This window comes from Acidovorax lacteus (assembly GCF_039540375.1).
In the GTDB taxonomy this organism is placed as follows: domain Bacteria; phylum Pseudomonadota; class Gammaproteobacteria; order Burkholderiales; family Burkholderiaceae_C; genus Acidovorax_G; species Acidovorax_G lacteus.
The window spans coordinates 657,467-680,985 of record NZ_BAABEX010000007.1; the positions used below are offsets into that span (position 1 = coordinate 657,467).

A 23,519-nucleotide genomic window follows, 5' to 3' on the forward strand; every position below is an offset into this window, starting at 1 on the left:
AGGGCACTTGCTATCAAATCAATAGCTACTCGTGCTTATTAAACAAGCACGAGCGGCCTAAAAGGCTTAGAACCCATGAACCGCCCCTACAACTTCTCCGCCGGCCCGGCGGCCATTCCAGAAGAAGTGCTGCAGCAAGCCGCGGCCGAAATGCTGGACTGGAACGGCAGTGGCATGGGCGTGATGGAGATGAGCCACCGCGGCAAGGAGTTTCTGTCGATCTACGAGCGCGCCGAGGCCGACCTGCGCACGCTGCTGGCTGTACCGCCCGAGTTCCGCATCCTGTTCATGCAGGGCGGCGGCCTGGCCGAGAACGCGATCGTGCCGATGAACCTCTCACGCGCTGGCGTGGTCGATTTCGTGGTCACCGGCAGCTGGAGCCAGAAGTCGCAGAAGGAAGCGCGCAAGTACGCCTCGGAAGTGCACATTGCGGCCAGCGCCGAGGACAGCGGCTTCACCACCCTGCCCGACCCGGCCGGCTGGTCGCTCAGCCGCGGCGCCAGCTACCTGCACCTGTGCAGCAACGAAACCATCCACGGCATCGAATTCCACACCCTGCCCGACCTGCGCGCGCTGGGCAGTGACGCACCGCTGGTGATCGACTTTTCCTCGCATGTGGCGTCTAGGCCGGTGGACTGGAGCCGCGTGGGCCTGGCCTTCGGCGGCGCACAAAAGAACCTGGGCCCCGCCGGCCTCACGCTGGTCATCGTGCGCGAAGACCTGCTTGGCCACGCGCTGCCGATCTGTCCCAGTGCTTTCGACTACCGCGTGGTGGCCGAGAACCAGTCGATGTTCAACACCCCGCCCACCTGGGGCATCTACATCGCGGGGCTGACCTTCCAGTGGATCCTGCGCCAGCGCGAAGGCACGCTGACCGGTGTCGCCGCGCTGGAGGCGCGCAACCGCGCCAAGGCCGAGCTGCTGTACCGCACCATCGATGAATCGCAGCTGTACTACAACAAAGTGGCGACGGACTGCCGCTCGCGCATGAACATTCCGTTCTTCCTGCGCGACGAACGCCGCAACGACGCCTTTCTGGCTGGCGCGCGCGAGCGCGGGCTGCTGCAGCTCAAGGGCCACAAGTCGGTCGGCGGCATGCGCGCCAGCCTGTACAACGCCATGCCGATGGCAGGCGTCGAGGCCCTGGTGGCCTACATGCGAGAATTTGAAACCCAGCACGCCTGAGCCCCCGAGCCCCGCCCCGCTTCATGACTACGCCCCAAGCCACACCGGAACTCGCTGCCCTGCGCGTGCAGATCGACAGCATCGACCAGCAGTTGCTCAGCCTGCTCAACCAGCGTGCCCTGGTGGCAGAGCGCGTGGGTGAGCTCAAGAAGCGGGAAGGCACGCCATTTTTCCGGCCCGACCGCGTGGCCCAGGTGATCGAGAAGATCACCACCGCCAACCCGGGCCCGCTCAAGGGCGCGCACGTCGCGGCCATCTGGCGCGAGATCATGTCGGCCTGCCTGGCGCTGGAGTCGCCCCAGCGCGTGGCCGTGCTCGGCCCCGAAGGCACCTTCTGCGAGCAAGCGGCGATCGAGTTCTTTGGTGGTGCGGCCGATCTGATGTACTGCGCCAACTTCGACGAGGTGTTCCATGCCACCGCGGCGGGCAGCGCCCAGTACGGCGTGGTGGGCGTCGAGAACTCCACCGAAGGCGTGGTAACGCGCTCGCTGGACCTGTTCCTGCACACGCCCACGCATGTGATCGGTGAAGTCAGCCTGCTGGTGCGCCATAACCTGCTGCGCACCACCAACTCGCTCGAAGGCATCGACGTGGTGATGGCCCATCCGCAGGCGCTTGCGCAGTGCCAGGCCTGGCTGTCCAAACACTTGCCGCACGCCGAGCGCCGGCCGGTGTCGAGCAATGCCGAAGGCGCACGCCTGGCCACCACCAACCCGTCCTGGGCCGCCCTGGCCAGCGAACGCGCGGCCACGCAATTCGGTCTGCATATCGTGTCCCACGCCATCCAGGACGACGCTTACAACCGCACGCGTTTTGCGGTGATCTGCCTGCCACACACGCTGGACACGCCTCCGCCGTCGGGCCACGACTGCACCAGCCTGATCGTCTCGGTGCCCAACCGCCCGGGAGCGGTGCACGACCTGCTGGTGCCGCTCAAGACGCATGGTGTGTCGATGACGCGTTTCGAATCCCGCCCTGCCCGCACGGGCCAATGGGAGTACTACTTTTACATCGACATCGACGGCCATCCGGCCCAGGCCCACGTGGCCAAAGCGCTCGAGGAACTGCGCAGCCTGTGCGCGTTCTACAAGGTGTTGGGCACCTACCCGGTGTCGTCATGACGGGATGGCCCAGGGCTTGCATGCCCGCCCGCCATCCCACTGCGGTGCTCGGCCCTTGCGCTCACGGCCAGCCGCCCCAAGGAATTCACCATGTTTGAACAACTCGGATTGATCGGCTGCGGCCTCATGGGCGGATCTTTCGCCCTGGCCATGAAGAAGGCAGGCCTCGTCAAGCGCGTAGTGGGCTACAGCAAGTCGCCCTCCACCACCGATCGGGCACGCCAACTCGGCGTGATCGACATCGAAGCCCCCTCGGCCCTGCTGGCAGCTGCTGGCGCCGACATCGTGCTGCTGGCTGTGCCTGTGTCGGCCACCGAAGCCACGCTCAAGGCCATCAAGCACCTGGTAACGCCGCAGATGCTCATCATGGACGTGGGCTCCACCAAGGCCGATGTGGCGCAAGCAGCGCGGCGTGCGCTGCGCGACCAGGTCGGTTCGTTCGTGCCGGCCCATCCCATCACTGGCCGTGAAGTGGCGGGCGTCGAACACGCCGAGGCAGAGCTGTACCTGGGCCGCCAGGTCATCATTACGCCCACCGAGCGTACGATCAGCGCCCATCTGCACAAGGCCGAAGAGCTCTGGACCGCACTGGGCTGCCGCGTCACGCAGATGTCACCCGAATCGCACGACGCGGCCTTTGCCGCCGTCAGCCACTTGCCTCACCTGCTGGCGTTTGCGCTGATCAACGCCATCACCGGTCAAGCCGAAGGCGACGAGTATCTGGCACTGGCCGGGCCTGGGTTCCGGGATTTCACGCGCATCGCAGCCAGCGACCCCAAGGTCTGGCGCGACATCCTGCTGGCCAACCGCGAGGAGGTGCTCGCACAATCGCAGCGCTTCCAGCAGGCACTTCAGACGCTGGAGAAAGCCATGCAGGAGGGCAACGCCCAATCGCTGGAAGACATGCTCACCCTGGCCAGTGAAACCCGTGCGCACTGGCGCATGGGCGCGCAGCGCGGCACCAAAATCCGCTGAAAGCCCGATGTACCGCACCGCTTTTCTCGACCTTCCCCCGCTGCAGCAGGCCCACGGCACGGTTCAGTTGCCGGGCTCCAAAAGCATTTCCAACCGCGTGCTGCTGCTGGCAGCGCTGAGCGAGGGCACGACCGAGGTCTACGACCTGCTCGACTCCGACGACACCCAGGTCATGCTCGAGGCCTTGCGGGCCCTGGGCTGCGGCGTCGAACAGGCAGGCGCGGTGGTCCGAATCACCGGTCTGGGCGGTCGTACGCCCCACGGCGGGCTGGACCTGTTCCTCGGCAACGCCGGCACGGCCATGCGCCCGCTCACGGCCGCCCTGGCATTGCTCGGAGGTGAATACCGTCTGTCAGGCATTCCGCGCATGCACGAACGCCCGATTGGGGATCTGGTCGACGCATTGCGCCAACTGGGCTGCCAGATCGAATACCTGGGAACCCCGGGCTACCCGCCGCTGCGCATCGCGCAGGCGGCGGGGCTGCCATCACTGGCACTAGGCCAGCCGATTGCGGTCCGCGGCGATGTGTCCAGCCAGTTTCTCACCGCACTACTGCTGGCGCTACCGCTGGCCAGCCAGTCGCAGGACATCGTGATCGAGGTCGTGGGAGAGCTCATCTCCAAGCCCTACATCGTGATCACGCTGGAATTGCTCGCCCGCTTTGGCATTGCCGTGCGCCACGAGCAGTGGCAGCGCTTCACCATCCCGCGCGGCAGCCGCTACCGATCGCCCGGGAGCGTGCACGTGGAGGCCGATGCGTCGTCGGCCAGCTATTTTGTTGCGCTGGGAGCAATTGCTGCGCACGAAGGTGTGCGTATCCAGGGTGTGGGCCTGGACTCTATCCAGGGCGACATCCGGTTCACCGAAGCGGCGCGCGCCATGGGCGCTGTCGTCGAAGGCGGCCCCAACTGGCTGCAGGTGCGCCGCGGTCGCTGGCCGTTGCAGGGAATCGATCTGGACTGCAACCACATCCCGGACGCTGCCATGACCCTGGCCGTGATGGCGCTGTATGCCGATAGCCCGACCACGCTGCGCAACATCGCCAGTTGGCGCGTCAAGGAAACCGACCGTATCGCGGCCATGGCCTGCGAGTTGCGCAAGCTCGGCGCGACGGTGGAAGAAGGCGCAGATTTCATCCGCGTGTTTCCGCTGCCCGCTGCGGCCGACTGGAGGGCTGCGAGCATCCACACCTACGACGACCACCGCGTGGCGATGTGCTTCTCGCTCGCGGCGTTCAACCCTGCCGGCCTGCCGGTGCGCATCGAAGACCCGCGCTGCGTCGCCAAAACCTTTCCGGACTACTTCGAGACGCTGTTCAGCTTGGTCCGGACACCGCTCCCGCAGATTCCCGTAATCTGCATCGACGGGCCGACCGCGTCGGGCAAGGGCACCGTGGCCGCCGCAGTGGCAGAGCGCCTCGGATACGGCTTCCTCGACTCGGGTGCGATGTACCGCATCACCGCACTGGCCGCACTGCGCGCTGGCCTGGCGATTGACGCCGCCCACGAGCACGACATTGCGGCGCTGGCCCGAACGCTTCCGGTCCGGTTTGCCGAGGGGCGCATCTACCTGGGCGGCGACGATGTCAGCGATGCGATTCGCACGGAAGAAGCTGGGATGAACGCCTCTCGTGTCTCGGCCCTTCCCGCAGTGCGGCTGGCGCTGGTGGATCTGCAGCACGCGTTTCGCCGCTTGCCGGGCCTGGTGGCCGACGGGCGGGACATGGGCACGGTGATTTTCCCGGATGCGCCGCTCAAGGTGTATCTCACAGCGAGCGCCACCCAGCGGGCCGAGCGCCGCTATAAACAATTGATTTCAAAGGGAATTTCCGCTAACATCGACGATCTTCGCGCCGACCTGGAGGCCCGCGACACACGGGACAGCACCCGTGTCGTGGCACCGCTCAAGCCGGCGCAAGACGCTCTGGTACTGGACAACTCTTCGCTCACGATCGAACAGGCCGTGCAGCAAGTGCTGGACTGGTGGCTGGAGCGTCAGCCCGTGGCTGTGGCAGTCAAGGGCTGACAACGGTGCGTCCGGTCCGTACGGACGCTTTTGCAACCCCAACCGCGGCACCTGCCGCAACACCACCGCAGCAGCCTTAGCAACAGTCGCAATGGTGCGCCTGGAAACCTGTCTGCGGTAAGGAAACACATGTCTGAATCTTTTGCCGCCCTTTTTGAAGAATCGCTGCAGCGCACGGAAATGCGTCCTGGCGAGGTCATCACCGCTGAGGTTGTGCGCGTCGAGCACAACTTCGTCGTGGTGAACGCCGGTCTCAAGTCTGAAGCCTACGTGCCGCTGGACGAATTCAAGAACGACAAGGGCGAGGTCGAAGTCCAAGTGGGTGACTTCGTCTCGGTGGCCATCGGCTCCATCGAAAACGGCTACGGCGACACGATCCTGTCGCGCGACACGGCCAAGCGCCTGGCGTCCTGGATGGCGCTGGAAAAGGCACTGGAGTCCGGCGAATTCGTCACCGGCACCACCAGCGGCAAGGTCAAGGGCGGCCTCACGGTGCTGGTCAACGGCATCCGCGCCTTCCTGCCTGGTTCGCTGATCGATACGCGTCCGATCAAGGATCTGACGCCGTACGAAAACAAGACCATGGAATTCAAGGTCATCAAGCTCGACCGCAAGCGCAACAACGTGGTGCTGAGCCGCCGCGCTGTGGTGGAAGCCTCGATGGGTGAAGAGCGCGCCAAGCTGATGGAAACCCTGAAGGAAGGCTCCATCGTGCAGGGCGTGGTCAAGAACATCACCGAATACGGTGCGTTCGTGGACCTGGGTGGCATCGACGGCCTGCTGCACATCACCGACATGGCATGGCGCCGCGTGCGTCACCCCTCCGAAGTGGTGACTGCAGGCCAGGAGATCACGGCCAAGATCCTGAAGTTCGACACCGAGAAGAACCGCGTGTCGCTGGGTCTGAAGCAGATGGGCGACGACCCCTGGATGGGCGTTTCGCGCCGCTATCCCCAGAGCACCCGCCTGTTCGGCAAGGTCACGAACATTGCCGACTACGGCGCGTTCGTGGAACTCGAACCCGGCATCGAAGGCCTGGTGCACGTGTCCGAGATGGACTGGACCAATAAGAACATCGCCCCCAGCAAGCTGGTCTCCCTGGGTGACGAGGTCGAAGTCATGGTTCTGGAAATCGACGAAGACAAGCGTCGCATCTCCCTGGGCATGAAGCAGTGCAAGGCCAACCCCTGGCAAGAGTTCGCCCAGAACACCAAGCGCGGTGACCGCGTGAAGGGCCCGATCAAGTCGATCACCGACTTTGGCGTGTTCGTGGGTCTGGCCGCTGGCATCGATGGTCTGGTGCACCTGTCGGACCTGTCGTGGAACGAGCCTGGCGAAGCCGCCGTGCGCAACTACAAGAAGGGTCAAGAAGTCGAAGCCATCGTGCTGGCCGTGGACGTTGACCGTGAGCGCATCTCCCTGGGCATCAAGCAACTCGACAGCGATCCGTTCACGACCTTCGTGACGGTGAACGACAAGGGCCAGACGGTGACCGGCAAGGTCAAGACCGTGGACGCCCGTGGCGCCGAGATCGACCTGGGCGAGGACGTGGTGGGCTACCTGCGTGCATCGGAAATTTCCCGCGATCGCGTGGAAGACGCCCGCAATGTGCTCAAGGAAGGCGACGAAGTCACTGCAGTGGTGGTCAACGTGGATCGCAAGACCCGCAACATCCAACTGTCGATCAAGGCCAAGGACGCTGCCGACCAGCAGGAAGCCATGGCCAACCTGTCGCAGCAAGCCGCACGCGAAAGCGCCGGCACGACCAGCCTGGGCGCACTGCTGCGCGCCAAGCTGGACAACTCCGACAAGTGATCCCGCTGATGTGATCCGTTGAGCAGCGGGCGCTTCGGCGCCCGCTGCTGTTTCGGCCACATGCCTTCGCATCTTCTCGCACAAAGCCCACCCATGACCCGCTCTGACTTAGTCGAAGAACTCGCTGCCCGATTCGGGCAGCTCACCCATCGGGACGCCGAGTTCGCGGTCAAGACCATCCTCGACGCTGTCGGCGATGCCCTGGTACGGGGTCACCGCATCGAGATACGCGGCTTTGGCAGTTTCTCGGTGACACGGCGTCCCCCACGCATGGGCCGCAATCCACGCAGCGGTGAAGCCGTCGCCATCCCCGAGAAGCGCGTTCCGCACTTCAAGCCGGGCAAAGCCCTGCGGGAAGCGGTGGACCGGCGTACCGTGGAATTGCAGCAACAAGACGCTGCATCGCGCTGATGCCTGGCTCGCGCGTTCACGCGCGGGTGCCTCACGGTACTCCACAGCGCGCCCGGCGCTCCTCGCACCGCCTAGAATCGGCGGACCACGGGGTGACGCATGAAATACCTTCTGTGGCTGCTCAAGGCAGCCATTTTTTTTACGCTGTTCGCCTTCGCGCTGAACAATCAGCAAGACGCGACCGTGCACTTCTTCTTCGGTACGCAGTGGCGCGCACCGCTGGTGTTAGTGGTGCTGGCCGCCTTCACGCTGGGCTTGGTGGTGGGCGTGCTCGGCATGGTGCCGCGCTGGTGGCGGCACCGCAGTGCGGCTAAACGGCCTGTGATGGCCAGCACAGCAGCACCCACACCGCCATCGTCCAACCCACCTGCGACAGCCACCGGCACCGCTTCGAGCGACCCGATCCATGGAATTTGACCTGACCTGGCTGCTGCTGGGATTGCCGCTCGCGTTCATTCTGGGCTGGCTCGCATCGCGTTTCGACCTGCGCCAGTTGCGCGCAGAAAATCGCAGTGCTCCCAAGGCGTACTTCAAGGGACTGAATTACCTGCTCAATGAGCAGCAGGATCAGGCCATTGACGCCTTCATCGAGGCCGTCCAGAACGACCCCGACACCTCCGAGCTGCACTTCGCGCTGGGCAATCTGTTCCGCCGTCGCGGCGAATACGACCGCGCCGTGCGTGTGCACGAGCATCTTCTCTCGCGCGGCGATCTGAGCCGGAGCGACCGCGAGCGCGCGCAGCACGCGCTGGCGCTGGACTTTCTCAAGGCCGGCCTGCTCGACCGGGCCGAAGACGCCCTGCAACGCCTCGAAGGCACCCCGTTCGAAGCACAAGCGCGTCTGGCGCTGCTGGCCATCTATGAGCGGTCGCGCGACTGGGCGCAGGCCAGTGCCATTGCCGAAAAGATGCACGCAGCCGACCAGGGCGACTACAGCGGGCGTCAGGCACATTACCTGTGCGAGCAGGCGCAGGCGCTGCTCAGCCAGGGCCAGCACGATGCGGCATCCCGTCTTCTGGACGCAGCCATCGAGGCCGCGCCACAGGCGGCCCGGCCGCGCATAGACCGCGCCCGTCTGTACCAGATGCAGGGCCAGCCAGCGCAAACGCTGCAAGCGCTTGAGGACCTGTGTGAACACGCCCCGAACGCACTGCCCCTGGCCACCGGCCTGCTGTTGGATGCTGCGCGTCAAACCGGGCGCACGGACACCGCGCGCCAATGGCTGGAGGCGCATTACGAGCGCACTGCGTCTTTGGATGTGCTGGACGCACTGGTGCAGCTGGACACGATGGAGACCGACACGGGCCCAGGTCGTGAACGCTACGTCACTCACCTGAGCCGGGAGCGCTCTCTGGTGGCCGCTACGCGTTGGCTGGCGGGCGAGCGGCTGGAGCGCGAGGCACTCCACCCTCCGGTGCAGCAGGCGCTCGAACACGCGAGCAAACCCCTGACGCGCTATCGCTGCGCTGCCTGCGGGTTCGAGGCCCGGCAACATTTCTGGCAGTGCCCCGGCTGCCAGAGCTGGGACAGCTACCCAGCCCGCCGCGTGGAAGAGCTGTGACGCCGCATTCGATGGACTTTCGCGGGCGTTGCCCCCCACGACTGCACCGCTTCGGCTGAAGGCCTCCTGTGCTCCCGGATCGCACCCGCGGTGCGCGGCTGCCAGGGCTCCGTGGCGCGTGCGATGCACCGTTTATCATGCGCGGCGTCACCGTACGCACTGCCCCAAGGAGATAGCCGCATGTTTGCTCGCCTGATTGCTCTGATCGCTCTGTGCCTGTCGCTCAACGCGTGGGCCGCCGTGGATGCCAACAAAGCCAGCGTGGCGGATCTGGACGGCGTCAAGGGCATTGGCCCCGCGATGTCGGCGCGCATCGTGGCCGAGCGTGAAAAGTCCCCATTCAAAGACTGGCACGACTTCACCCAACGCGTGAGCGGAGTGGGTGAAAAAACAGCCGAGAAACTCTCCGCCGAGGGCTTGACCATCAATGGCCGCAAGTTCAGCGCGGCCGCGTATGCCAAGGCCCAGGCCCGACAAGAGAAGGCGAAGGACAAGGCCGACAAAACCGGGGCAGAGCGCAAGCCCGCCAGCAGCCCGGCGGGCTCTGCACCAGCGTCTGCACCGACGCAAACCGCGCAGGGCACGTCTGCTGCCACGGCCCCCGCGGTCGCCGCTTCGCGCTGATCAGCATCCCGGGGGCTCGCGGCGATCGGCGTCCTACCTGCCCAGGTACGAAGCGCCCCACACCGCCGCTCTCCCAGACGGGTGAGCGCCGCCTTGCGGCAGGTGGCCTGCAGGCTGTGCGATGGCCAGTGACCTCTGTGCGGCACGCGCATCGAGGTCTTACCGGGCATGTTCCCTGTGCACGGTAGGGCCTAGGAGTTGTCACTTTTAGAATGGGGCGAGATGCCCCTGACAACGCTCATCCTCCTGCCCTTCATCGGCAGCCTTCTGGCGGCCGCTCTTCCGTCGAACGCGCGGAACACCGAATCGACCCTGGCAGGGGTGATCGCCCTGTTCTGTAGCGTCCAGCTGGCGCTGTGCTTTCCGCAGATCGCAGCCGGCGAGGTGCTTCAAGAGACAGTCCCTTGGATGGCCGCTGCAGGCCTGGTCTGGCACATCCGGATCGATGGCTTTGCCTGGATGTTCGGCATGCTGGTGCTGGGCGTGGGTTCGCTGGTGGTGCTGTATGCCCGCTACTACCTCTCGCCTGCCGACCCTGCGCCCCGCTTCTTCGCTTTCTTGCTGGCCTTCATGGGCGCGATGCTGGGGGTGGTGCTGTCGGGCAACCTGCTGCAAATGGTCGTGTTCTGGGAACTGACCAGCCTGTTTTCCTTCTTGCTGATCGGCTATTGGCACCACCGGCGCGACGCACGCCGTGGTGCGCGCATGGCTCTCACCATCACCGGCACGGGGGGGCTGTGCCTGCTGGTCGCGGTGCTGTTGATCGGGCATATGGCCGGCAGTTACGCGCTGGACGATGTCCTGGCCCAGCGCCAGACCATCCAGGCACACCCGTGGTACCTGCCCGCCCTGGCATTGCTGCTGCTGGGCGCGTTTACCAAAAGTGCGCAGTTTCCCTTTCATTTCTGGCTGCCACAGGCCATGGCCGCTCCCACGCCGGTGTCGGCGTATCTGCATTCCGCCACCATGGTCAAGGCCGGTGTGTTCCTGCTGGCGCGGCTGTGGCCCGTGATGTCGGGCACCGACGCCTGGTTCTGGATGGTCGGCGGCGCGGGCCTGCTCACGCTGTTATGGGGGGGCGCGGCCGCGCTGTTTCAAAACGACCTCAAGGGGCTGCTGGCCTACTCCACGCTCTCGCACCTCGGGCTCATCACGCTGCTGCTGGGCCTCAACAGCCCGCTGGCTGCCGTTGCAGCGGTGTTCCACATCCTGAACCATGCAACCTTCAAAGCCTCGCTGTTCATGGCCGCAGGCATTGTGGACCACGAGACCGGCACACGCGACCTGCGGCGCCTGCGGGGTCTGCGCCACGGCATGCCCATCACCGCAACGCTGGCCTTTGTGGCCAGCGCCGCCATGGCGGGCGTGCCGCTGCTCAACGGTTTTCTGTCCAAGGAAATGTTCTTTGCCGAAACCGTGTTTCTTCAAGCAGCGCCCTGGCTGGAGTGGCTGCTGCCTGTAGCGGCCACAGTGGCTGGGCTCTGCGGCGTAGCGTACTCCTTGCGACTGGCGGTGGGCGTTTTCTGGGGCCCCAAAGCCGACGATCTGCCCAGAACGCCCCATGAGCCGCCCCACTGGATGCGGGTGCCGGTCGAACTGCTGGTACTGGCCTGCCTGGTGGTGGGCATCGCGCCCGCATGGTCGGTCGGCCCCGTGCTGGCGGCGGCGGCCCAACCGGTGGTAGGGGGGCCCCTGCCCGCCTACAGCCTCGCCATGTGGCACGGCTGGAACCTGCCGCTGGCCATGAGCATCGTGGCCCTGGTGGGCGGTGTGGCGCTGTACGTTGGCATCCTGCGCCCCCGCGCAGGCCTGGGCCTTGGCCGGTGGCCGCAGGGAGCGCGTGTGTTTGAAGCCCTGCACGCAGCCCTGATGCGAACCGCGGTCCGAACCTCTCGCCTGCTGAGCACGCGGCGGCTGCAGTGGCAGGTGCTGTGGATGGTGCTGGCGGCGCTCGTGGCTGGCGCCGTGCCGCTGCTGCGCTGGGGCCTGCAGATTGGCGACCGCGAACCTTTGCCGGCCTCGGCCACGTTCGCCATGTTGTGGGTGCTGGGCGGGGCCTGCGCGGTGGCCACGGCATGGCAGGCCAAATACCACCGGCTGGCCGCACTGGCGCTGCTGGCCGGCGCGGGGCTGGCCACCACGGTCACGTTCCTGTGGTTCTCGGCACCAGACCTGGCCCTCACGCAGATCGTGGTGGAGATCGTGACCACCATCCTGCTGCTGTTGGGCCTGCGCTGGTTGCCACGGCGCGACGAAGCCCTGCGGGCAAACGAAGAAGACCGCTCTGCCCGCACGCGTCTGCGGCGTGGGCGCGACTTGCTGTTGGCCATCGCAGCCGGTGGGGGGATGGCACTCATCGCGCTGGCAATGATGAGCCGGCCCTTCCCGGACAGCACCTCGACCTTCTTCCTCGAGCGCGCCCTGACCGAAGGCGGCGGCACCAACGTGGTCAACGTGATGCTGGTGGACTTCCGCGGCTTCGACACCTTTGGCGAAATCGTGGTGCTGGGCATCGTGGCCGTTACGGTGTATGCGCTGCTTCGGCGCTTTCGCCCGGCGCGGGAAGTCATGGACCTGCCACCGCAGCAACGGGCCCTGCCCGCCGATGTGGCGACCGACCTGGCCCACCCGCGCCTGCAGGCCGATACCGCCGTGGGCTACCTGATGGTGCCGGCCGTGCTCGTGCGGCTGCTGCTGCCGTTTGCCACGCTGGTGGCAGCGTACCTGTTTCTGCGCGGGCACAACGAGCCCGGTGGCGGCTTCGTGGCCGGGCTCGTGTTTTCGGTGGCGCTGCTGCTGCAGTACATCGTGTCGGGCACGGCCTGGGTGGAATCGCACTGGCGCCTGCAGCCGCGGCGCTGGATTGCCATGGGAGCGCTCGTCACACTGGCGACCGGCCTGGGTTCGCTGGCCTGGGGCTATCCGTTCCTGACCAGCCACACCGCACACCTCGCGCTGCCGCTGCTGGGCGAGATGCACGTGGCCAGCGCACTGTTCTTTGACATCGGCGTGTTCACGCTGGTCGTCGGATCCACCCTGCTGATCCTTACGGCGCTGGCCCATCAGTCGGTGCGCAGCCACCGCTACCACGCGCGCACGCAGGACGATGCGCCCACCCCTCCACCGGCCGCCGCTGCGGCGGCCCCTGCTGCCAAGGAGTCCCCATGGAAGTGATCCTGGCCCTGGCGATTGGCGTGCTCACCGGCTCGGCCGTCTGGCTGCTGCTGCGCCCGCGCACGTTCCAGTTCATCATGGGTTTGTCGCTGCTGGCCTATGCGGTCAATCTGTTCATCTTCAGTATGGGCCGGCTGGGCTTGGCCATCGACAAGGAGCCCGTGATCCAGCCCGGCGTACCGCAGGACCTGCTGCACTACGCCGACCCCATGCCGCAGGCGCTCACGCTCACGGCCATCGTCATCGGCTTTGCAATGACCGCGCTGTTCCTGGTGCTGCTGCTGGCATCGCGCGGCGTTGCGGGCAGCGACCATGTGGATGGCCGTGACGCCCAGGACACACAGGAGATGCCCTGAGCATGGATCTGTTCACGTTGCTGTCTCCGCTGTTTTCACCGCACTGGCTGCTCGCGCCCATCGTGCTGCCGCTGGCCACCGCGGCCGTGCTGCTGCTGTTGCGCGAGGAGCAGCGCCGCCTCAAGGTGCTGATCCAGTTGCTGTCGTGCAGCATGGGCCTGGGCGTGGCCGTGCTCTTGTTGATGCAGGCCGATGCGCCCAGTGGGCCGAGCGGTCTCGGGGCCTATCTACCGGGCAACTGGCCTGCGCCTTTTGGCATCGTGCTCGCGCTCGACCGTCTGTCGGCCCTGATGCTCGTGCTCACGGCCACGCTGGGACTGGTGGCAGCCTGCTACGCGGCTGGGGGCTGGTACCGCGCGGGCGTGCATTTTCATCCGCTGCTGCAGTTCCAACTCATGGGCTTGGGCGGTGCGTTTCTCACGGCCGACCTGTTCAACCTGTTCGTGTTCTTCGAGATCACGCTGGCCGCGTCGTACGGGCTGCTGCTGCACGGCTCGGGGCCCGCGCGCATTGGTGCGGGGCTGCACTACGTAGCCGTCAACCTCGTAGCGTCGGCGTTGTTCCTGGTCGGCGTTTCCATGCTGTACGGCATCACTGGCACGCTGAACATGGCCGATCTGGCCCGCAGCGTGGCCGAGGTGGCCCCAGCAGACCGCGGCCTGCTGCACGCTGCGGCGGCCATTCTGGGGGTGGCGTTTCTGATCAAGGCGGCCGTGTGGCCACTCAACTTCTGGCTGGTGCCTGCCTACAGTGCGGCCACCGCACCCGTGGCCGCGCTGTTTGCCCTGCTGACCAAGCTGGGGCTGTACGCCGTGCTGCGGCTGTGGACGCTGCTGTTCGGCGGCGATGCCGGTGTGTCGGCAGGCTTTGCGGCGGCGTGGCTGTCGGGGGCGGGACTTGTCACGCTGGCCTGGGGCGCGTTGGGCCTGCTGGCATCGCAGCGCCTGCCCGCTGTGGCTGGCTATGCGGCGGTGGTCTCGTCGGGCCTGCTGCTGGCCGCCGTGGGCCTGGGCCAGGCGTCGGTCACGGCCGGGCTGCTGTTCTACCTCGTCAGCTCCACCCTCGGCGTGGCCCTGCTGTTTTTGCTGGCCGACCTGCTTGAGCGCTGGCGCGAGCGCGAAGCACGCCCTGCGCCCGACGAGGCCACGGACGATGCGCCGTTTCTCACACCCGATCTGGGCTCCACCCAGTCGCACAACCTGGACGATGACGAAGTGGCGCTGATCGGCCGCCCCATTCCGGCCGGTGCGGCGGTGCTGGGCCTGGCCTTTCTGGGAGCCGTGCTGCTGGTGGCTGGGCTGCCACCCCTGCCCGGCTTTGTGGGCAAGGTGCTCATCGGGCAGGCGCTGCTGGCGCTGCCGGGCTTTACAGGGCCCGGCATCCCCTGGGCGCTGCTGTTGCTGGCCTTGATGATGGTGTCGGGCCTGGCCGCACTGGTCTCGCTCACGCGCCTGGGCATGCGGCACTTCTGGAGCGCGCAGGGCCGTGGCACCCCTGTCGTGCGCGTGGCCGAGGGCGTGCCGGTGGCCGCGCTGCTGGCGCTGGCTGTCGCCCTCACGCTGCATGGCGAGGCCCTGCTGCGCTACACCACCGCGGCTGCCACCGCGCTGCACCAGCCCGCAGCCTATCTGGAGACCGTACTGGGCGCACAGCCGGTGCCCAGCCCGGCCGCCACCGCGGGCCGCGAGGGAGAACGCTGATGCGCCGCCGTTGGCTGCCCCACCCCTTGCTGAGCCTGGCCCTGTGGGGGCTGTGGCTGCTGCTCAACCGCAGCCTTGGGCTGGGTCACATCCTGCTGGGCCTGGTGCTGGCGGTGTGGATTCCGTGGATGACCGCAGGCCTGCGACCGCTGCCCGTGCGCATTCGGCGCCCCGGCGTGGTGCTGCGGCTGGCCGCCACCATCGTGTGGGACGCCACGGTGTCCAACCTGCAGGCCGTGCGTGTGCTCTGGGCGCCGCACAGCCCACGGCGGCATCCACCGGGGTTCATCTGCATCCCACTGCGCCTGCGCGACCCGAACGCGCTGGCCGTGCTGGCCACCATCACCTGCATCACGCCCGGATCGGCCTGGGCTGAGCTCTCGCTGGACCGCAGCCAGCTGTTGCTGCACGTGCTGGAGCTGGAAGACGCCGAGGCCGCCATCCGCCATGTGCAGGAACGCTACGAACAGCCGCTGATGGAGATTTTTGAGTCATGACCCCGATGCTCGACTGGGCCCTGCCGCTGGCCCTGCTGATGCTGGCGCTGGCCATGGGCCTGTGCCTGGTGCGCCTGCTGCGCGGCCCCACGGCGCAAGACCGCGTGCTGGCGCTCGACTGCATGGCGCTCAACGGTATGCTGCTGATGCTGGTGATGGGCCTGCTGTACGCCAGCCGCACCTACTTTGAGGCCGCGCTGCTGCTGGCCCTGTTCAGCTTTGTGGGCACCATGGCCATGGCCAAGTTCCTGCTGCGCGGCGAGGTGATCGAATGAACGCCGCCCTGCCCGCCTGGGCCGATGCGCTGGTGGCCGTGCTGGTGCTGGCCGGTGCGCTGCTGGCGCTGCTGGGCTCCAGCGGCCTGCTGCGCCTGCGCAGCTTTTTTGAGCGGGTGCATGCGCCCGCCATCATCGCCACGCTGGCCTGCTGGTGCATCGTGCACGCGTCGGTGATTTTCTTCTCGGTGACCGAAGGCGGCCTGGCGCTGCACGCCTGGCTGACTGCGCTGTTCGTGGCCATCACCGTGCCGGTGATGTCGATTTTTCTGATGCGGGCAGCGTTGTTCCGCGCGCGGCAGGCGGGCGAGCCGGTGCCGCCCAGCCTGAGCCGCAGCAGCGGCCAGACGCCCCTGCCCGCCCCGGGTTCAGCCCCAAGGCCGCAGGGCTCCGCCCCACCAGACGCTATCAAAAAGTGAGCTGCTTGTGCTTGATTGATAAGCACAAGCAGCCGATTTGACTGGGAACGCCGGAGCGCACTGACCGGCCCTGCGCCCCAGAGGTGCGCAACCCCGGCTTCGATCAGGCTGCCCCGAAGCCGCCACCGCCGGGCGTCTGGATCTCGAACACATCGCCCGGCTGCATCTCGGCCTGGCCGATGTGGTCCATTGCTTCCACCCGGCCATTGGCGCGCAGCACGCGGTTGATGCCCGGTGCGCCGTCGCCGCCGCCCGCCATGCCAAACGCGCCGCGGTGGCGGCCGTTCGACAGGATGCTGGCCGTCATGGGCTCCAGAAAGCGCACACGCCGCACGCCGCCATGGCCCCCCTTGAAGCGGCCCGTGCCCCCAGAGCCCTGGCGGATCTCGTAGCCGTCGAGCCGCACCGGAAAGCGGAACTCCAGCACCTCGGGGTCGGTCAGGCGCGAGTTGGTCATGTGCGTCTGCACCACGCTCGTGCCGTCAAACCCACCCACCAGCGCGCCTGTGGCGTCGAACACACCGCCCGCGCCGCTGCCGCCCGAGATGGTTTCGTAGTACTGGTAGCGGTCGTTGCCGAAGGTGAAGTTGTTCATGGTGCACTGGCCGGCCGCCATCAGGCCCAGTGCGCCGTACAGCGCGTTGGTGATGCAGGTGGAAGTCTCCACATTGCCCGCCACCACCGAGGCCGGGGGCAGCGGGTTGAGCATGGAGCCTTCGGGGATGATGACCTGCAGCGGCTTCAGGCACCCTGCGTTGAGCGGGATGTCGTCCTCCACCAGCGTGCGGAACACGTACAGCACCGCCGCCATGCACACCGCGCGCGGCGCGTTGAAGTTGTTGCCCTGCTGCGCGCTGGTGCCCGTGAAGTCGATGGTGGCGCTGCGCGCCGCGGCATCGACCGTGACAGCCACCTGGATCTGCGCGCCGTTGTCCAGCGGCAGCGTGAAGGCACCGTCCTTGAGGCGCGTGATCACGCGGCGCACCGATTCCTCGGCGTTGTCCTGCACATGGCGCATGTAGGCCTGCACCACGTCCAGGCCGAACTCTTCCACCATGCGGCGCAGCTCCTGCGCGCCCTTTTCATTCGCTGCGATCTGGGCCTTGAGGTCGGCCAGGTTCTGCTGCGGGTTGCGGCTGGGGTAGCGGCCGCCTTGCAGCAGCGCCAGAATCTCGGCCTCGCGCAGCACGCCACGCTCCACGAGCTTGACGTTGTTGAGCTGCACGCCCTCTTCTTCGATGTGCGTGGAAAACGGCGGCATCGAGCCTGGCGTGGTGCCGCCCACATCGGCATGGTGGCCACGGCTGCCCACGTAGAACGTGGGCTGGCCATCCCCCTCGCCTGCAGCACCCACGTACACGGGCGTGATCACGGTGATGTCGGGCAGGTGCGTGCCGCCGTGGTACGGGTCGTTGAGCACGTACACGTCGCCCGGCTGCATCTGCCCGGCGTTGGCCTGGATCACGGTCTTGATGCTCTCGCCCATACTGCCCAGGTGCACGGGCATGTGGGGCGCGTTGGCGATCAGGTTGCCCTCGGCATCGAACAGCGCGCAGCTGAAGTCAAGCCGCTCCTTGATGTTGACCGAGTAGGCGGTGTTCTGCAGTTGCAGGCCCATCTGCTCGGCAATGTTCATGAACAGGTTGTTGAACACTTCGAGCAGCACCGGGTCTACCGTGGTGCCCACGGCATGCTGCACGGCGCGGGCGGCCATGCGGTCGAGCACCAGATGGTCAAGCGCGGTGAGCGTGGCCTGCCAGCCGGGTTCGACCACGGTGGTGGCGTTCTGCTCGGCAATGATGGCCGGGCCTGGCACCACGTCGCCAGGGCGCAGGTCTTCGCGCACCACCAGGGCCGCGTCGTGCCAGGCGGCGCGGCCGTCCACCCCGGCGGTGTACATGCGCACGGTGCTTCGGCGCGGCGCCTCGCGCGGCGGGTGCAGCGTGTGCGTGGCCTCGGCGGGCGCATCGCCGGGTAGAACGGCCTCGACCGACACGGCCTCGACCACGAGCGCCTTGCCCTGCATGAGGAAGGCAAAGCGCTGGCGGTAGGCGGCTTCAAAGCCCTGCACGATCTGCTCCAGCGTGCCGTACGGCACCACCAGGGCGGCGTCGCTGCCTTCGTAGCGCACATGCACGCGGCGGTGCACCTGCACGGTGCCCTGCCCCACCTGCTGGCGCACGAGCTCGGTGCGCGCGGCCTCGGCCAGCGCGGTCAGGCGGGCGTCCAGGTCGGGCAGCAGCGCCGCGGCCAGGCGGGCTTCCACCGCCTGCTCGCGGATCACGGTCTGGTCGGCCAGGCCCATGCCGTAGGCCGACAGCACACCGGCCAGCGGGTGCACGAACACGCGGGTCATGCCCAGGGCGTCGGCCACGAGGCAGGCGTGCTGGCCGCCCGCGCCGCCAAAGCACTGCAGGGTGTAGCGCGTCACGTCGTAGCCGCGCGCCACGCTGATCTTCTTGATGGCATTGGCCATCTGCTGCACCGCAATCTGGATGAAGCCTTGGGCCACATCCTCGGCACTGCGGCCGGTCTGCGCGGCCAGGGCGGCAAAGCACTCGTGCACCACGGCGTCGTCCAACGCTTCGTTGGCTGCATGGCCGAACACGCGCGGAAAGTGCGCGGGCTGGATCTTGCCGAGCATGACGTTGGCATCGGTCACGGCCAGCGGCCCGCCGCGGCGGTAGCTGGCCGGGCCGGGGTTGGCGCCCGCGCTTTCGGGGCCGACGCGAAAGCGCGCACCGTCAAACTCCAGAATCGAGCCACCGCCCGCAGCCACCGTGTGAATGCTCATCATGGGCGCGCGCATGCGCACACCGGCCACCTGGGTCTCGAATTCGCGCTCGAACTCGCCCGCGTAGTGGCTCACGTCGGTGCTGGTGCCGCCCATGTCGAAGCCGATCACCTTGGCATGGCCGGCCAGTTCGGCCGTGCGCGCCATGCCCACAATGCCGCCGGCCGGGCCCGAGAGGATCGCGTCCTTGCCCTGGAACACCTGCGCATCGGTGAGCCCGCCCGACGACTGCATGAAGAACAGGCGCACGCCGGGCATCTCGGCGGCCACCTGCTCCACATAGCGGCGCAGGATGGGCGAGAGGTAGGCATCCACCACCGTGGTGTCGCCCCGGCTCACGAACTTCATCAGCGGGCTGGTGGCGTGCGAGGTGCTGACCTGGGTGAAGCCAATCTCGCGCGCCAGCCGCGCGGCGGCCTGCTCGTGCGCCGTGTAGCGGTAGCCGTGCATGAACACGATGGCCACACTGCGCAAACCCGCGTCGTACGCGGCCCACAGGCGCTCGCGCAGGTGCTGCTCGTCCAGCGGCTCCACCACCTCGCCGTGCGCGCCCATGCGCTCCTGCGCCTCGATCACGCGCTCGTACAGCAGCTCGGGCAGCAGGATGCGCCGGTCAAACAGGCGCGGGCGGTTCTGGTAGGCAATGCGCAGCGCGTCTTTGAAGCCGCGCGTGGTCACGAGTAGCGTCGGCTCGCCCTTGCGTTCGAGCAAGGCATTGGTGGCCACGGTGGTGCCCATCTTCACGCATTCCACCTGCTCGGGCGTCACGGGCGCGCCGGGCGCCAGGCCCAGCAGATGGCGAATGCCCGCCACCGCCGCATCGCGGTACTGCTCGGGGTTTTCTGACAGCAGCTTGTGCGTGACCAGCGTGCCGTCGGGCTTGCGGCCCACCACGTCGGTGAAGGTGCCGCCGCGGTCGATCCAGAACTGCCAGCGGGACGGAGCGGGATGGGGATGGGACATGGTTGCTATGCTTTCGATAGCTGCTCGTGCTTGGAAATCAAGCACGAGAGCCGGTTTTGGTTCCAATATGCCCGACAGCGCGCGGGGGGACTACAGCGACGCGGCCGAGCGCGCCGCCTGGTCGTACATGCCCGAGAGCACGCGCAGCAGGCGTGCCAGCTCGCCGATGTCGCGGTTCAGCGCCTCGTCGGCTTTGAGCGCGTCGATCAGGCAGGTCTCGCGGATTTCGCGGTAGCGCTGCACGTAGGCGCGGCCAGTGTCGGTGGCGGCATAGGTCACTTCCTTGCCGTTCTTTTGCGAGGCCACCACGCCCAGCGCCTGCAGCTTCTTGAGCGCGTAGTTCACCAGGTGCGTGTCTTCCACGTTCATGATGAAACAGATGTCAGACAGCCGCTTGTCCCGCGCGCGGTGCGTGACGTGGTGCAGCACCACCACATCAAGCGGGGTCAGGTCCTTCAAGCCTGCCGCCGACATGCAGTGCACCACCCACCGGTGGAAGGCGTTGCCCGCCACGATCAGGCCGAATTCGAACTCGCTCATCTCGGCGCTCTGGGCCGACACCAGATGGGCCGACGACACGATGGGGCCGGACTCGCTGGCGGGAGATTTGGACTTCATGGGCGCTTTCCGCAGGGGTGGGACTGGCACAACTCATGCATGCGCAGGAATTGTAGGTACGTAGAGAATAAATTGTCGTTAAATTGTCGACATACAGCGGAAACACCTAGAGCAAATTGTTGACGTTGCGCGCTACAGTGCCTGCACCCCAACGTTCAACCTTGTGGAGCCTCCCGATGAAGCGTCGTTCTCTTGCCCTTTCTTCGCTGGCCGCTGCGGCCCTCGTCGCGCTTGGTACAAGCGCCGCTCAGGCGCAAACCAAATGGGATCTGGCGGCGGCCTACCCCGCCACCAACTTCCACACGGAAAACCTGGTCCAGTTCGCCTCGGATGTCGACAAGGCCACGGGCGGCAAGCTCAAGATCACCGTGCACGCCAATGCGGCGCTGTTCAAGGCCCCCGAGATCAAGCGCGCCGTACAGGGCGGGCAAGCCCAGATGGGCGAGATCCTGCTCGCGAACTTCCAGAACGAATGGCAGATTTTTGGGGTGGATGGCATCCCCTTCCTGGCCGACAGCTACGACGCGTCGCGCAAGCTGTATGCGGCGCAAAAGCCTTTCCTTGAAAAGAAACTGGCCGAGCAGGGCATGATCCTGCTGTACTCGGTGGCCTGGCCGCCGCAAGGCATCTACACCAAGAAGCCGCTGGCCAGCGCAGCAGATCTCAAGGGCGTGAAGTGGCGCGCCTACAGTCCGGCCACCGCCCGCATTGCCGAACTCGTGGGCGCCCAGCCCGTCACCGTGCAGGCTGCCGAGTTCTCGCAGGCCCTGGCCACCGGCGTGGTGGAGTCCACCATGACCTCTGGTGCCACGGGTGTGGACAGCAAGCTCTTCGAGCACCTCAAGTTCTACTACGACACCCAGGCCTGGCTGCCCAAAAACGCGGTGCTCATCAACAAGAAGGCGTTTGATGCCCTAGACAAGCCCACCCAGGATGCGGTGCTGAAAGCCGGTGCCGACGCCGAGGCCCGTGGCTGGACCACCAGCCAGAAGGTCAACACCGACACCATTGCCAAACTCAAGGCCAACGGCATGGAAGTGACCCCGCCGCCGGCCGCGCTCAAGGCCGACATGGCCAAGGTGGGCGACACCATGCTCAAGGAATGGCTGGACAAGGCCGGCCCTGAAGGCAAAGCACTGGTCGACAACTTCCGCAAATAAGCCCCCGTATGCGCCGCCTCCTTGATGCGCTTTACGACAGCGCTGCCGCCCTGGCGGCGCTTTTCATGGTTGGGCTGCTGGGCATGGTGCTGCTGTCCATCATCAGCCGCCAGTTGCACTTTCATGTGCCCGGCACCGACGCCTATGCGGGCTACCTGATGGCGGCAGCGGGCTTCATGGCCCTCGCTCACACCCTCAAGCGGGGCGAGCACATCCGCGTGACGCTGCTGCTCAATGCGCTGCGCGGTTCGATGCGCAAGGGCATGGAGGTGTGGGCCCTGGGCGTGGCCACCTTGCTTGCCGTGCTGTTTGCCTATTACAGCTGCAAGCTGGCCTGGCAATCACACGAGTTCCATGACGTATCCACCAGCAGCGATGCAACGCCGCTGTGGATTCCACAACTGTCCATGGCGCTCGGCACGGTGGTGTTGGCCATCGCCTTTCTGGACGAGCTGGTTCTGGAGCTGATGGGCCGCCGCCCGCGCCCGCAGTCGGACGAACTTCTGCGCAACGAATGACCTGAGGATGCCTGCACCATGAGCGACCTTGCCATCACGGGCCTGTTGGTCCTGTCGCTGTTCCTGATCCTGGGCAGCGGCGTCTGGATCGGCCTCACGCTGTCGGGTGTGGCCTGGATCGGCATGCAGCTGTTCTCGTCGCGGCCTGCCGGGGATGCGATGGCGGTGGCCATCTGGGGATCGGCTTCCAGCTGGACCCTCACCGCCCTGCCCCTGTTCATCTGGATGGGCGAAATCCTGTTCCGCACGCGCTTGTCGCAAGACATGTTCCGGGGGCTTGCACCTTGGGTGCAGGCCTTGCCCGGGCGCCTGCTGCACACCAATGTGGTGGGCTGCACGATCTTTGCCGCAGTGTCTGGCTCCAGCGCTGCCACCTGCGCCACCATTGGCAAGATGACCCTACCCGAGCTCAAGCGCCGCGGCTACCCCGACAACATGGTGGTGGGCACGCTGGCGGGGGCCAGTACGCTGGGCCTGCTGATACCGCCATCCATCATCATGATCGTGTACGGCGTAATGGCCGAGGTGTCGATTTCCAAGCTGTTCGTTGCGGGCGTGTTGCCAGGCCTGATGCTGGCCTGTCTGTTCTCGGGCTACATCGTGCTGTGGGCCTTGCGCAATCCCGAACAGGTGCCCGCTGCCGACGAGCAGTTCACCCTGCGCCAGAAGCTGGCCGCATCGCGCAGTCTGATCCCGGTCGTGCTGCTGATCGCCGCCGTGCTGGGGTCGATCTACACCGGCATTGCCACGGCCACCGAGGCGGCCGCCGTCGGCGTGGTCGGGGCGCTGGTGCTGTCGGCGGTGCAGGGCTCGCTGACCTGGGCCTCGTTCCGCGACGCCTTGATGGGCGCGACCCGGCTGTACTGCATGATCGGCCTCATCCTCGCGGGCGCGGCCTTCCTCACCTTGTCCATGGGCTACATCGGGCTGCCGCGCCATCTGGCCGAGTGGATCGCATCGCTGGGTCTGGGCCAGGCCCAACTGATCCTGGCGCTTGCGGTCTTTTTCATCGTGCTCGGCTGCTTTCTGGACGGCATCTCCATGGTGGTGCTCACCATGGGCGTGTTGATGCCCACCATCCAGGCCGCGGGCATCGACCCCATCTGGTTCGGCATCTTCATCGTGCTCGTGGTCGAAATGGCCCAGATCACGCCCCCAGTCGGCTTCAACCTGTTCGTGCTGCAAGGCATGACGGGCCGCCAGCTGCCCTGGATCACTCGGGTCACGGCGCCGATGTTCTTCCTGATGTGCGGGGCTGTGGCCCTGATCTATGTGTTCCCGGGCATCGTGACGTGGCTGCCCCAGCAGATGCTGTCACGGTGATGGG

Annotated in this window: 20 protein-coding genes; 18 read left to right on the plus strand and 2 right to left on the minus strand. The window is 66.6% G+C overall.

What is annotated here, in order from left to right; all coding sequences use genetic code 11:
- Positions 1–75: 75 nt before the first annotated feature.
- The 15 genes from serC to ABD866_RS06450 all read left to right on the plus strand — a co-directional run bounded on the left by serC (position 76) and on the right by ABD866_RS06450 (position 16,139).
- Positions 76–1,185: a 3-phosphoserine/phosphohydroxythreonine transaminase gene (gene serC / locus ABD866_RS06380; RefSeq protein WP_345062282.1), complete on the plus strand. Its 1,110-nt coding sequence runs from the start codon at positions 76–78 to the stop codon at positions 1,183–1,185.
- Positions 1,186–1,208: 23 nt separating this feature from the next.
- Positions 1,209–2,306 (plus strand): prephenate dehydratase, encoded by a 1,098-nt coding sequence (gene pheA, locus ABD866_RS06385; RefSeq protein ID WP_345062284.1) that lies wholly within the window; start codon positions 1,209–1,211, stop codon positions 2,304–2,306.
- 90 nt (positions 2,307–2,396) lie between these two features.
- Complete coding sequence (locus ABD866_RS06390) at positions 2,397–3,281, plus strand: prephenate dehydrogenase (protein ID WP_345062286.1); 885 nt, start codon at positions 2,397–2,399, stop codon at positions 3,279–3,281.
- A 7-nt stretch (positions 3,282–3,288) separates the two neighbouring features.
- Positions 3,289–5,307 (plus strand): bifunctional 3-phosphoshikimate 1-carboxyvinyltransferase/cytidylate kinase, encoded by a 2,019-nt coding sequence (locus ABD866_RS06395; RefSeq protein ID WP_345062288.1) that lies wholly within the window; start codon positions 3,289–3,291, stop codon positions 5,305–5,307.
- A gap of 129 nt (positions 5,308–5,436) precedes the next feature.
- Complete coding sequence (gene rpsA / locus ABD866_RS06400; protein WP_345062290.1) at positions 5,437–7,122, plus strand: 30S ribosomal protein S1; 1,686 nt, start codon at positions 5,437–5,439, stop codon at positions 7,120–7,122.
- A gap of 93 nt (positions 7,123–7,215) precedes the next feature.
- Positions 7,216–7,533: an integration host factor subunit beta gene (locus ABD866_RS06405; RefSeq protein WP_345062292.1), complete on the plus strand. Its 318-nt coding sequence runs from the start codon at positions 7,216–7,218 to the stop codon at positions 7,531–7,533.
- Between the two features lie 99 nt (positions 7,534–7,632).
- Positions 7,633–7,950, plus strand: a complete 318-nt coding sequence (locus ABD866_RS06410) for a LapA family protein (protein ID WP_345062294.1) — start codon at positions 7,633–7,635, stop codon at positions 7,948–7,950.
- On the plus strand, positions 7,940–9,094 hold the full coding sequence (gene lapB, locus ABD866_RS06415; protein ID WP_345062296.1) for a lipopolysaccharide assembly protein LapB: 1,155 nt from the start codon (positions 7,940–7,942) through the stop codon (positions 9,092–9,094). The genes ABD866_RS06410 and lapB overlap by 11 nt, the downstream gene beginning before the upstream one ends.
- A 180-nt stretch (positions 9,095–9,274) precedes the next feature.
- Complete coding sequence (locus tag ABD866_RS06420; protein ID WP_345062298.1) at positions 9,275–9,718, plus strand: ComEA family DNA-binding protein; 444 nt, start codon at positions 9,275–9,277, stop codon at positions 9,716–9,718.
- Between the two features lie 222 nt (positions 9,719–9,940).
- Positions 9,941–12,892: a monovalent cation/H+ antiporter subunit A gene (locus ABD866_RS06425; protein WP_345062299.1), complete on the plus strand. Its 2,952-nt coding sequence runs from the start codon at positions 9,941–9,943 to the stop codon at positions 12,890–12,892.
- A complete protein-coding gene (locus ABD866_RS06430; RefSeq protein WP_345062300.1) occupies positions 12,883–13,248 on the plus strand; it encodes a Na+/H+ antiporter subunit C in 366 nt (121 codons plus the stop codon). Before ABD866_RS06425 ends, ABD866_RS06430 begins: the two co-directional genes overlap by 10 nt.
- 2 nt (positions 13,249–13,250) lie before the next feature.
- Positions 13,251–14,948, plus strand: coding sequence for a monovalent cation/H+ antiporter subunit D (locus tag ABD866_RS06435; protein ID WP_345062301.1), 1,698 nt, complete (start codon positions 13,251–13,253; stop codon positions 14,946–14,948).
- Entirely contained in the window at positions 14,948–15,445 is a 498-nt protein-coding gene (locus ABD866_RS06440; protein WP_345062302.1) for a Na+/H+ antiporter subunit E, read from the plus strand. The genes ABD866_RS06435 and ABD866_RS06440 overlap by 1 nt, the downstream gene beginning before the upstream one ends.
- On the plus strand, positions 15,442–15,720 hold the full coding sequence (locus ABD866_RS06445) for a K+/H+ antiporter subunit F (protein ID WP_345062303.1): 279 nt from the start codon (positions 15,442–15,444) through the stop codon (positions 15,718–15,720). Before ABD866_RS06440 ends, ABD866_RS06445 begins: the two co-directional genes overlap by 4 nt.
- Positions 15,717–16,139: a monovalent cation/H(+) antiporter subunit G gene (locus ABD866_RS06450; RefSeq protein WP_345062305.1), complete on the plus strand. Its 423-nt coding sequence runs from the start codon at positions 15,717–15,719 to the stop codon at positions 16,137–16,139. The genes ABD866_RS06445 and ABD866_RS06450 overlap by 4 nt, the downstream gene beginning before the upstream one ends.
- Positions 16,140–16,242: 103 nt before the next feature.
- Here ABD866_RS06450 and ABD866_RS06455 read toward each other — a convergent pair whose 3' ends face one another.
- Complete coding sequence (locus tag ABD866_RS06455; RefSeq protein WP_345062307.1) at positions 16,243–19,896, minus strand: hydantoinase B/oxoprolinase family protein; 3,654 nt, start codon at positions 19,894–19,896, stop codon at positions 16,243–16,245.
- Between the two features lie 90 nt (positions 19,897–19,986).
- The gene (locus tag ABD866_RS06460; RefSeq protein WP_345062309.1) at positions 19,987–20,514 is read right to left on the minus strand and encodes a winged helix DNA-binding protein; all 528 of its coding nucleotides are present in this window, start codon (positions 20,512–20,514) and stop codon (positions 19,987–19,989) included.
- Positions 20,515–20,690: 176 nt separating this feature from the next.
- Between ABD866_RS06460 and ABD866_RS06465 the strand changes: the two genes are divergently transcribed.
- Genes ABD866_RS06465 through ABD866_RS06475 form a run of 3 tightly spaced genes read left to right on the plus strand, consistent with a single transcriptional unit; the run spans position 20,691 to position 23,515 of the window.
- Positions 20,691–21,674, plus strand: a complete 984-nt coding sequence (locus ABD866_RS06465) for a TRAP transporter substrate-binding protein (RefSeq protein ID WP_345062311.1) — start codon at positions 20,691–20,693, stop codon at positions 21,672–21,674.
- Positions 21,675–21,682: 8 nt separating this feature from the next.
- A complete protein-coding gene (locus ABD866_RS06470) occupies positions 21,683–22,192 on the plus strand; it encodes a TRAP transporter small permease (protein WP_345062313.1) in 510 nt (169 codons plus the stop codon).
- 18 nt (positions 22,193–22,210) lie between these two features.
- The gene (locus tag ABD866_RS06475) at positions 22,211–23,515 is read left to right on the plus strand and encodes a TRAP transporter large permease (RefSeq protein WP_345062315.1); all 1,305 of its coding nucleotides are present in this window, start codon (positions 22,211–22,213) and stop codon (positions 23,513–23,515) included.
- The last annotated feature ends 4 nt before the right edge of the window (positions 23,516–23,519 follow it).

Bases quoted from the DNA above. Each gene is read 5' to 3' on its own strand.
- serC (WP_345062282.1), top strand. From the start codon at position 76: ATGAACCGCCCCTACAACTTCTCCGCCGGCCCGGCGGCCATTCCAGAA.
- pheA (WP_345062284.1), top strand. From the start codon at position 1,209: ATGACTACGCCCCAAGCCACACCGGAACTCGCTGCCCTGCGCGTGCAG.
- ABD866_RS06390 (WP_345062286.1), top strand. From the start codon at position 2,397: ATGTTTGAACAACTCGGATTGATCGGCTGCGGCCTCATGGGCGGATCT.
- ABD866_RS06395 (WP_345062288.1), top strand. From the start codon at position 3,289: ATGTACCGCACCGCTTTTCTCGACCTTCCCCCGCTGCAGCAGGCCCAC.
- rpsA (WP_345062290.1), top strand. From the start codon at position 5,437: ATGTCTGAATCTTTTGCCGCCCTTTTTGAAGAATCGCTGCAGCGCACG.
- ABD866_RS06405 (WP_345062292.1), top strand. From the start codon at position 7,216: ATGACCCGCTCTGACTTAGTCGAAGAACTCGCTGCCCGATTCGGGCAG.
- ABD866_RS06410 (WP_345062294.1), top strand. From the start codon at position 7,633: ATGAAATACCTTCTGTGGCTGCTCAAGGCAGCCATTTTTTTTACGCTG.
- lapB (WP_345062296.1), top strand. From the start codon at position 7,940: ATGGAATTTGACCTGACCTGGCTGCTGCTGGGATTGCCGCTCGCGTTC.
- ABD866_RS06420 (WP_345062298.1), top strand. From the start codon at position 9,275: ATGTTTGCTCGCCTGATTGCTCTGATCGCTCTGTGCCTGTCGCTCAAC.
- ABD866_RS06425 (WP_345062299.1), top strand. From the start codon at position 9,941: ATGCCCCTGACAACGCTCATCCTCCTGCCCTTCATCGGCAGCCTTCTG.
- ABD866_RS06430 (WP_345062300.1), top strand. From the start codon at position 12,883: ATGGAAGTGATCCTGGCCCTGGCGATTGGCGTGCTCACCGGCTCGGCC.
- ABD866_RS06435 (WP_345062301.1), top strand. From the start codon at position 13,251: ATGGATCTGTTCACGTTGCTGTCTCCGCTGTTTTCACCGCACTGGCTG.
- ABD866_RS06440 (WP_345062302.1), top strand. From the start codon at position 14,948: ATGCGCCGCCGTTGGCTGCCCCACCCCTTGCTGAGCCTGGCCCTGTGG.
- ABD866_RS06445 (WP_345062303.1), top strand. From the start codon at position 15,442: ATGACCCCGATGCTCGACTGGGCCCTGCCGCTGGCCCTGCTGATGCTG.
- ABD866_RS06450 (WP_345062305.1), top strand. From the start codon at position 15,717: ATGAACGCCGCCCTGCCCGCCTGGGCCGATGCGCTGGTGGCCGTGCTG.
- ABD866_RS06455 (WP_345062307.1), bottom strand. From the start codon at position 19,896: ATGTCCCATCCCCATCCCGCTCCGTCCCGCTGGCAGTTCTGGATCGAC.
- ABD866_RS06460 (WP_345062309.1), bottom strand. From the start codon at position 20,514: ATGAAGTCCAAATCTCCCGCCAGCGAGTCCGGCCCCATCGTGTCGTCG.
- ABD866_RS06465 (WP_345062311.1), top strand. From the start codon at position 20,691: ATGAAGCGTCGTTCTCTTGCCCTTTCTTCGCTGGCCGCTGCGGCCCTC.
- ABD866_RS06470 (WP_345062313.1), top strand. From the start codon at position 21,683: ATGCGCCGCCTCCTTGATGCGCTTTACGACAGCGCTGCCGCCCTGGCG.
- ABD866_RS06475 (WP_345062315.1), top strand. From the start codon at position 22,211: ATGAGCGACCTTGCCATCACGGGCCTGTTGGTCCTGTCGCTGTTCCTG.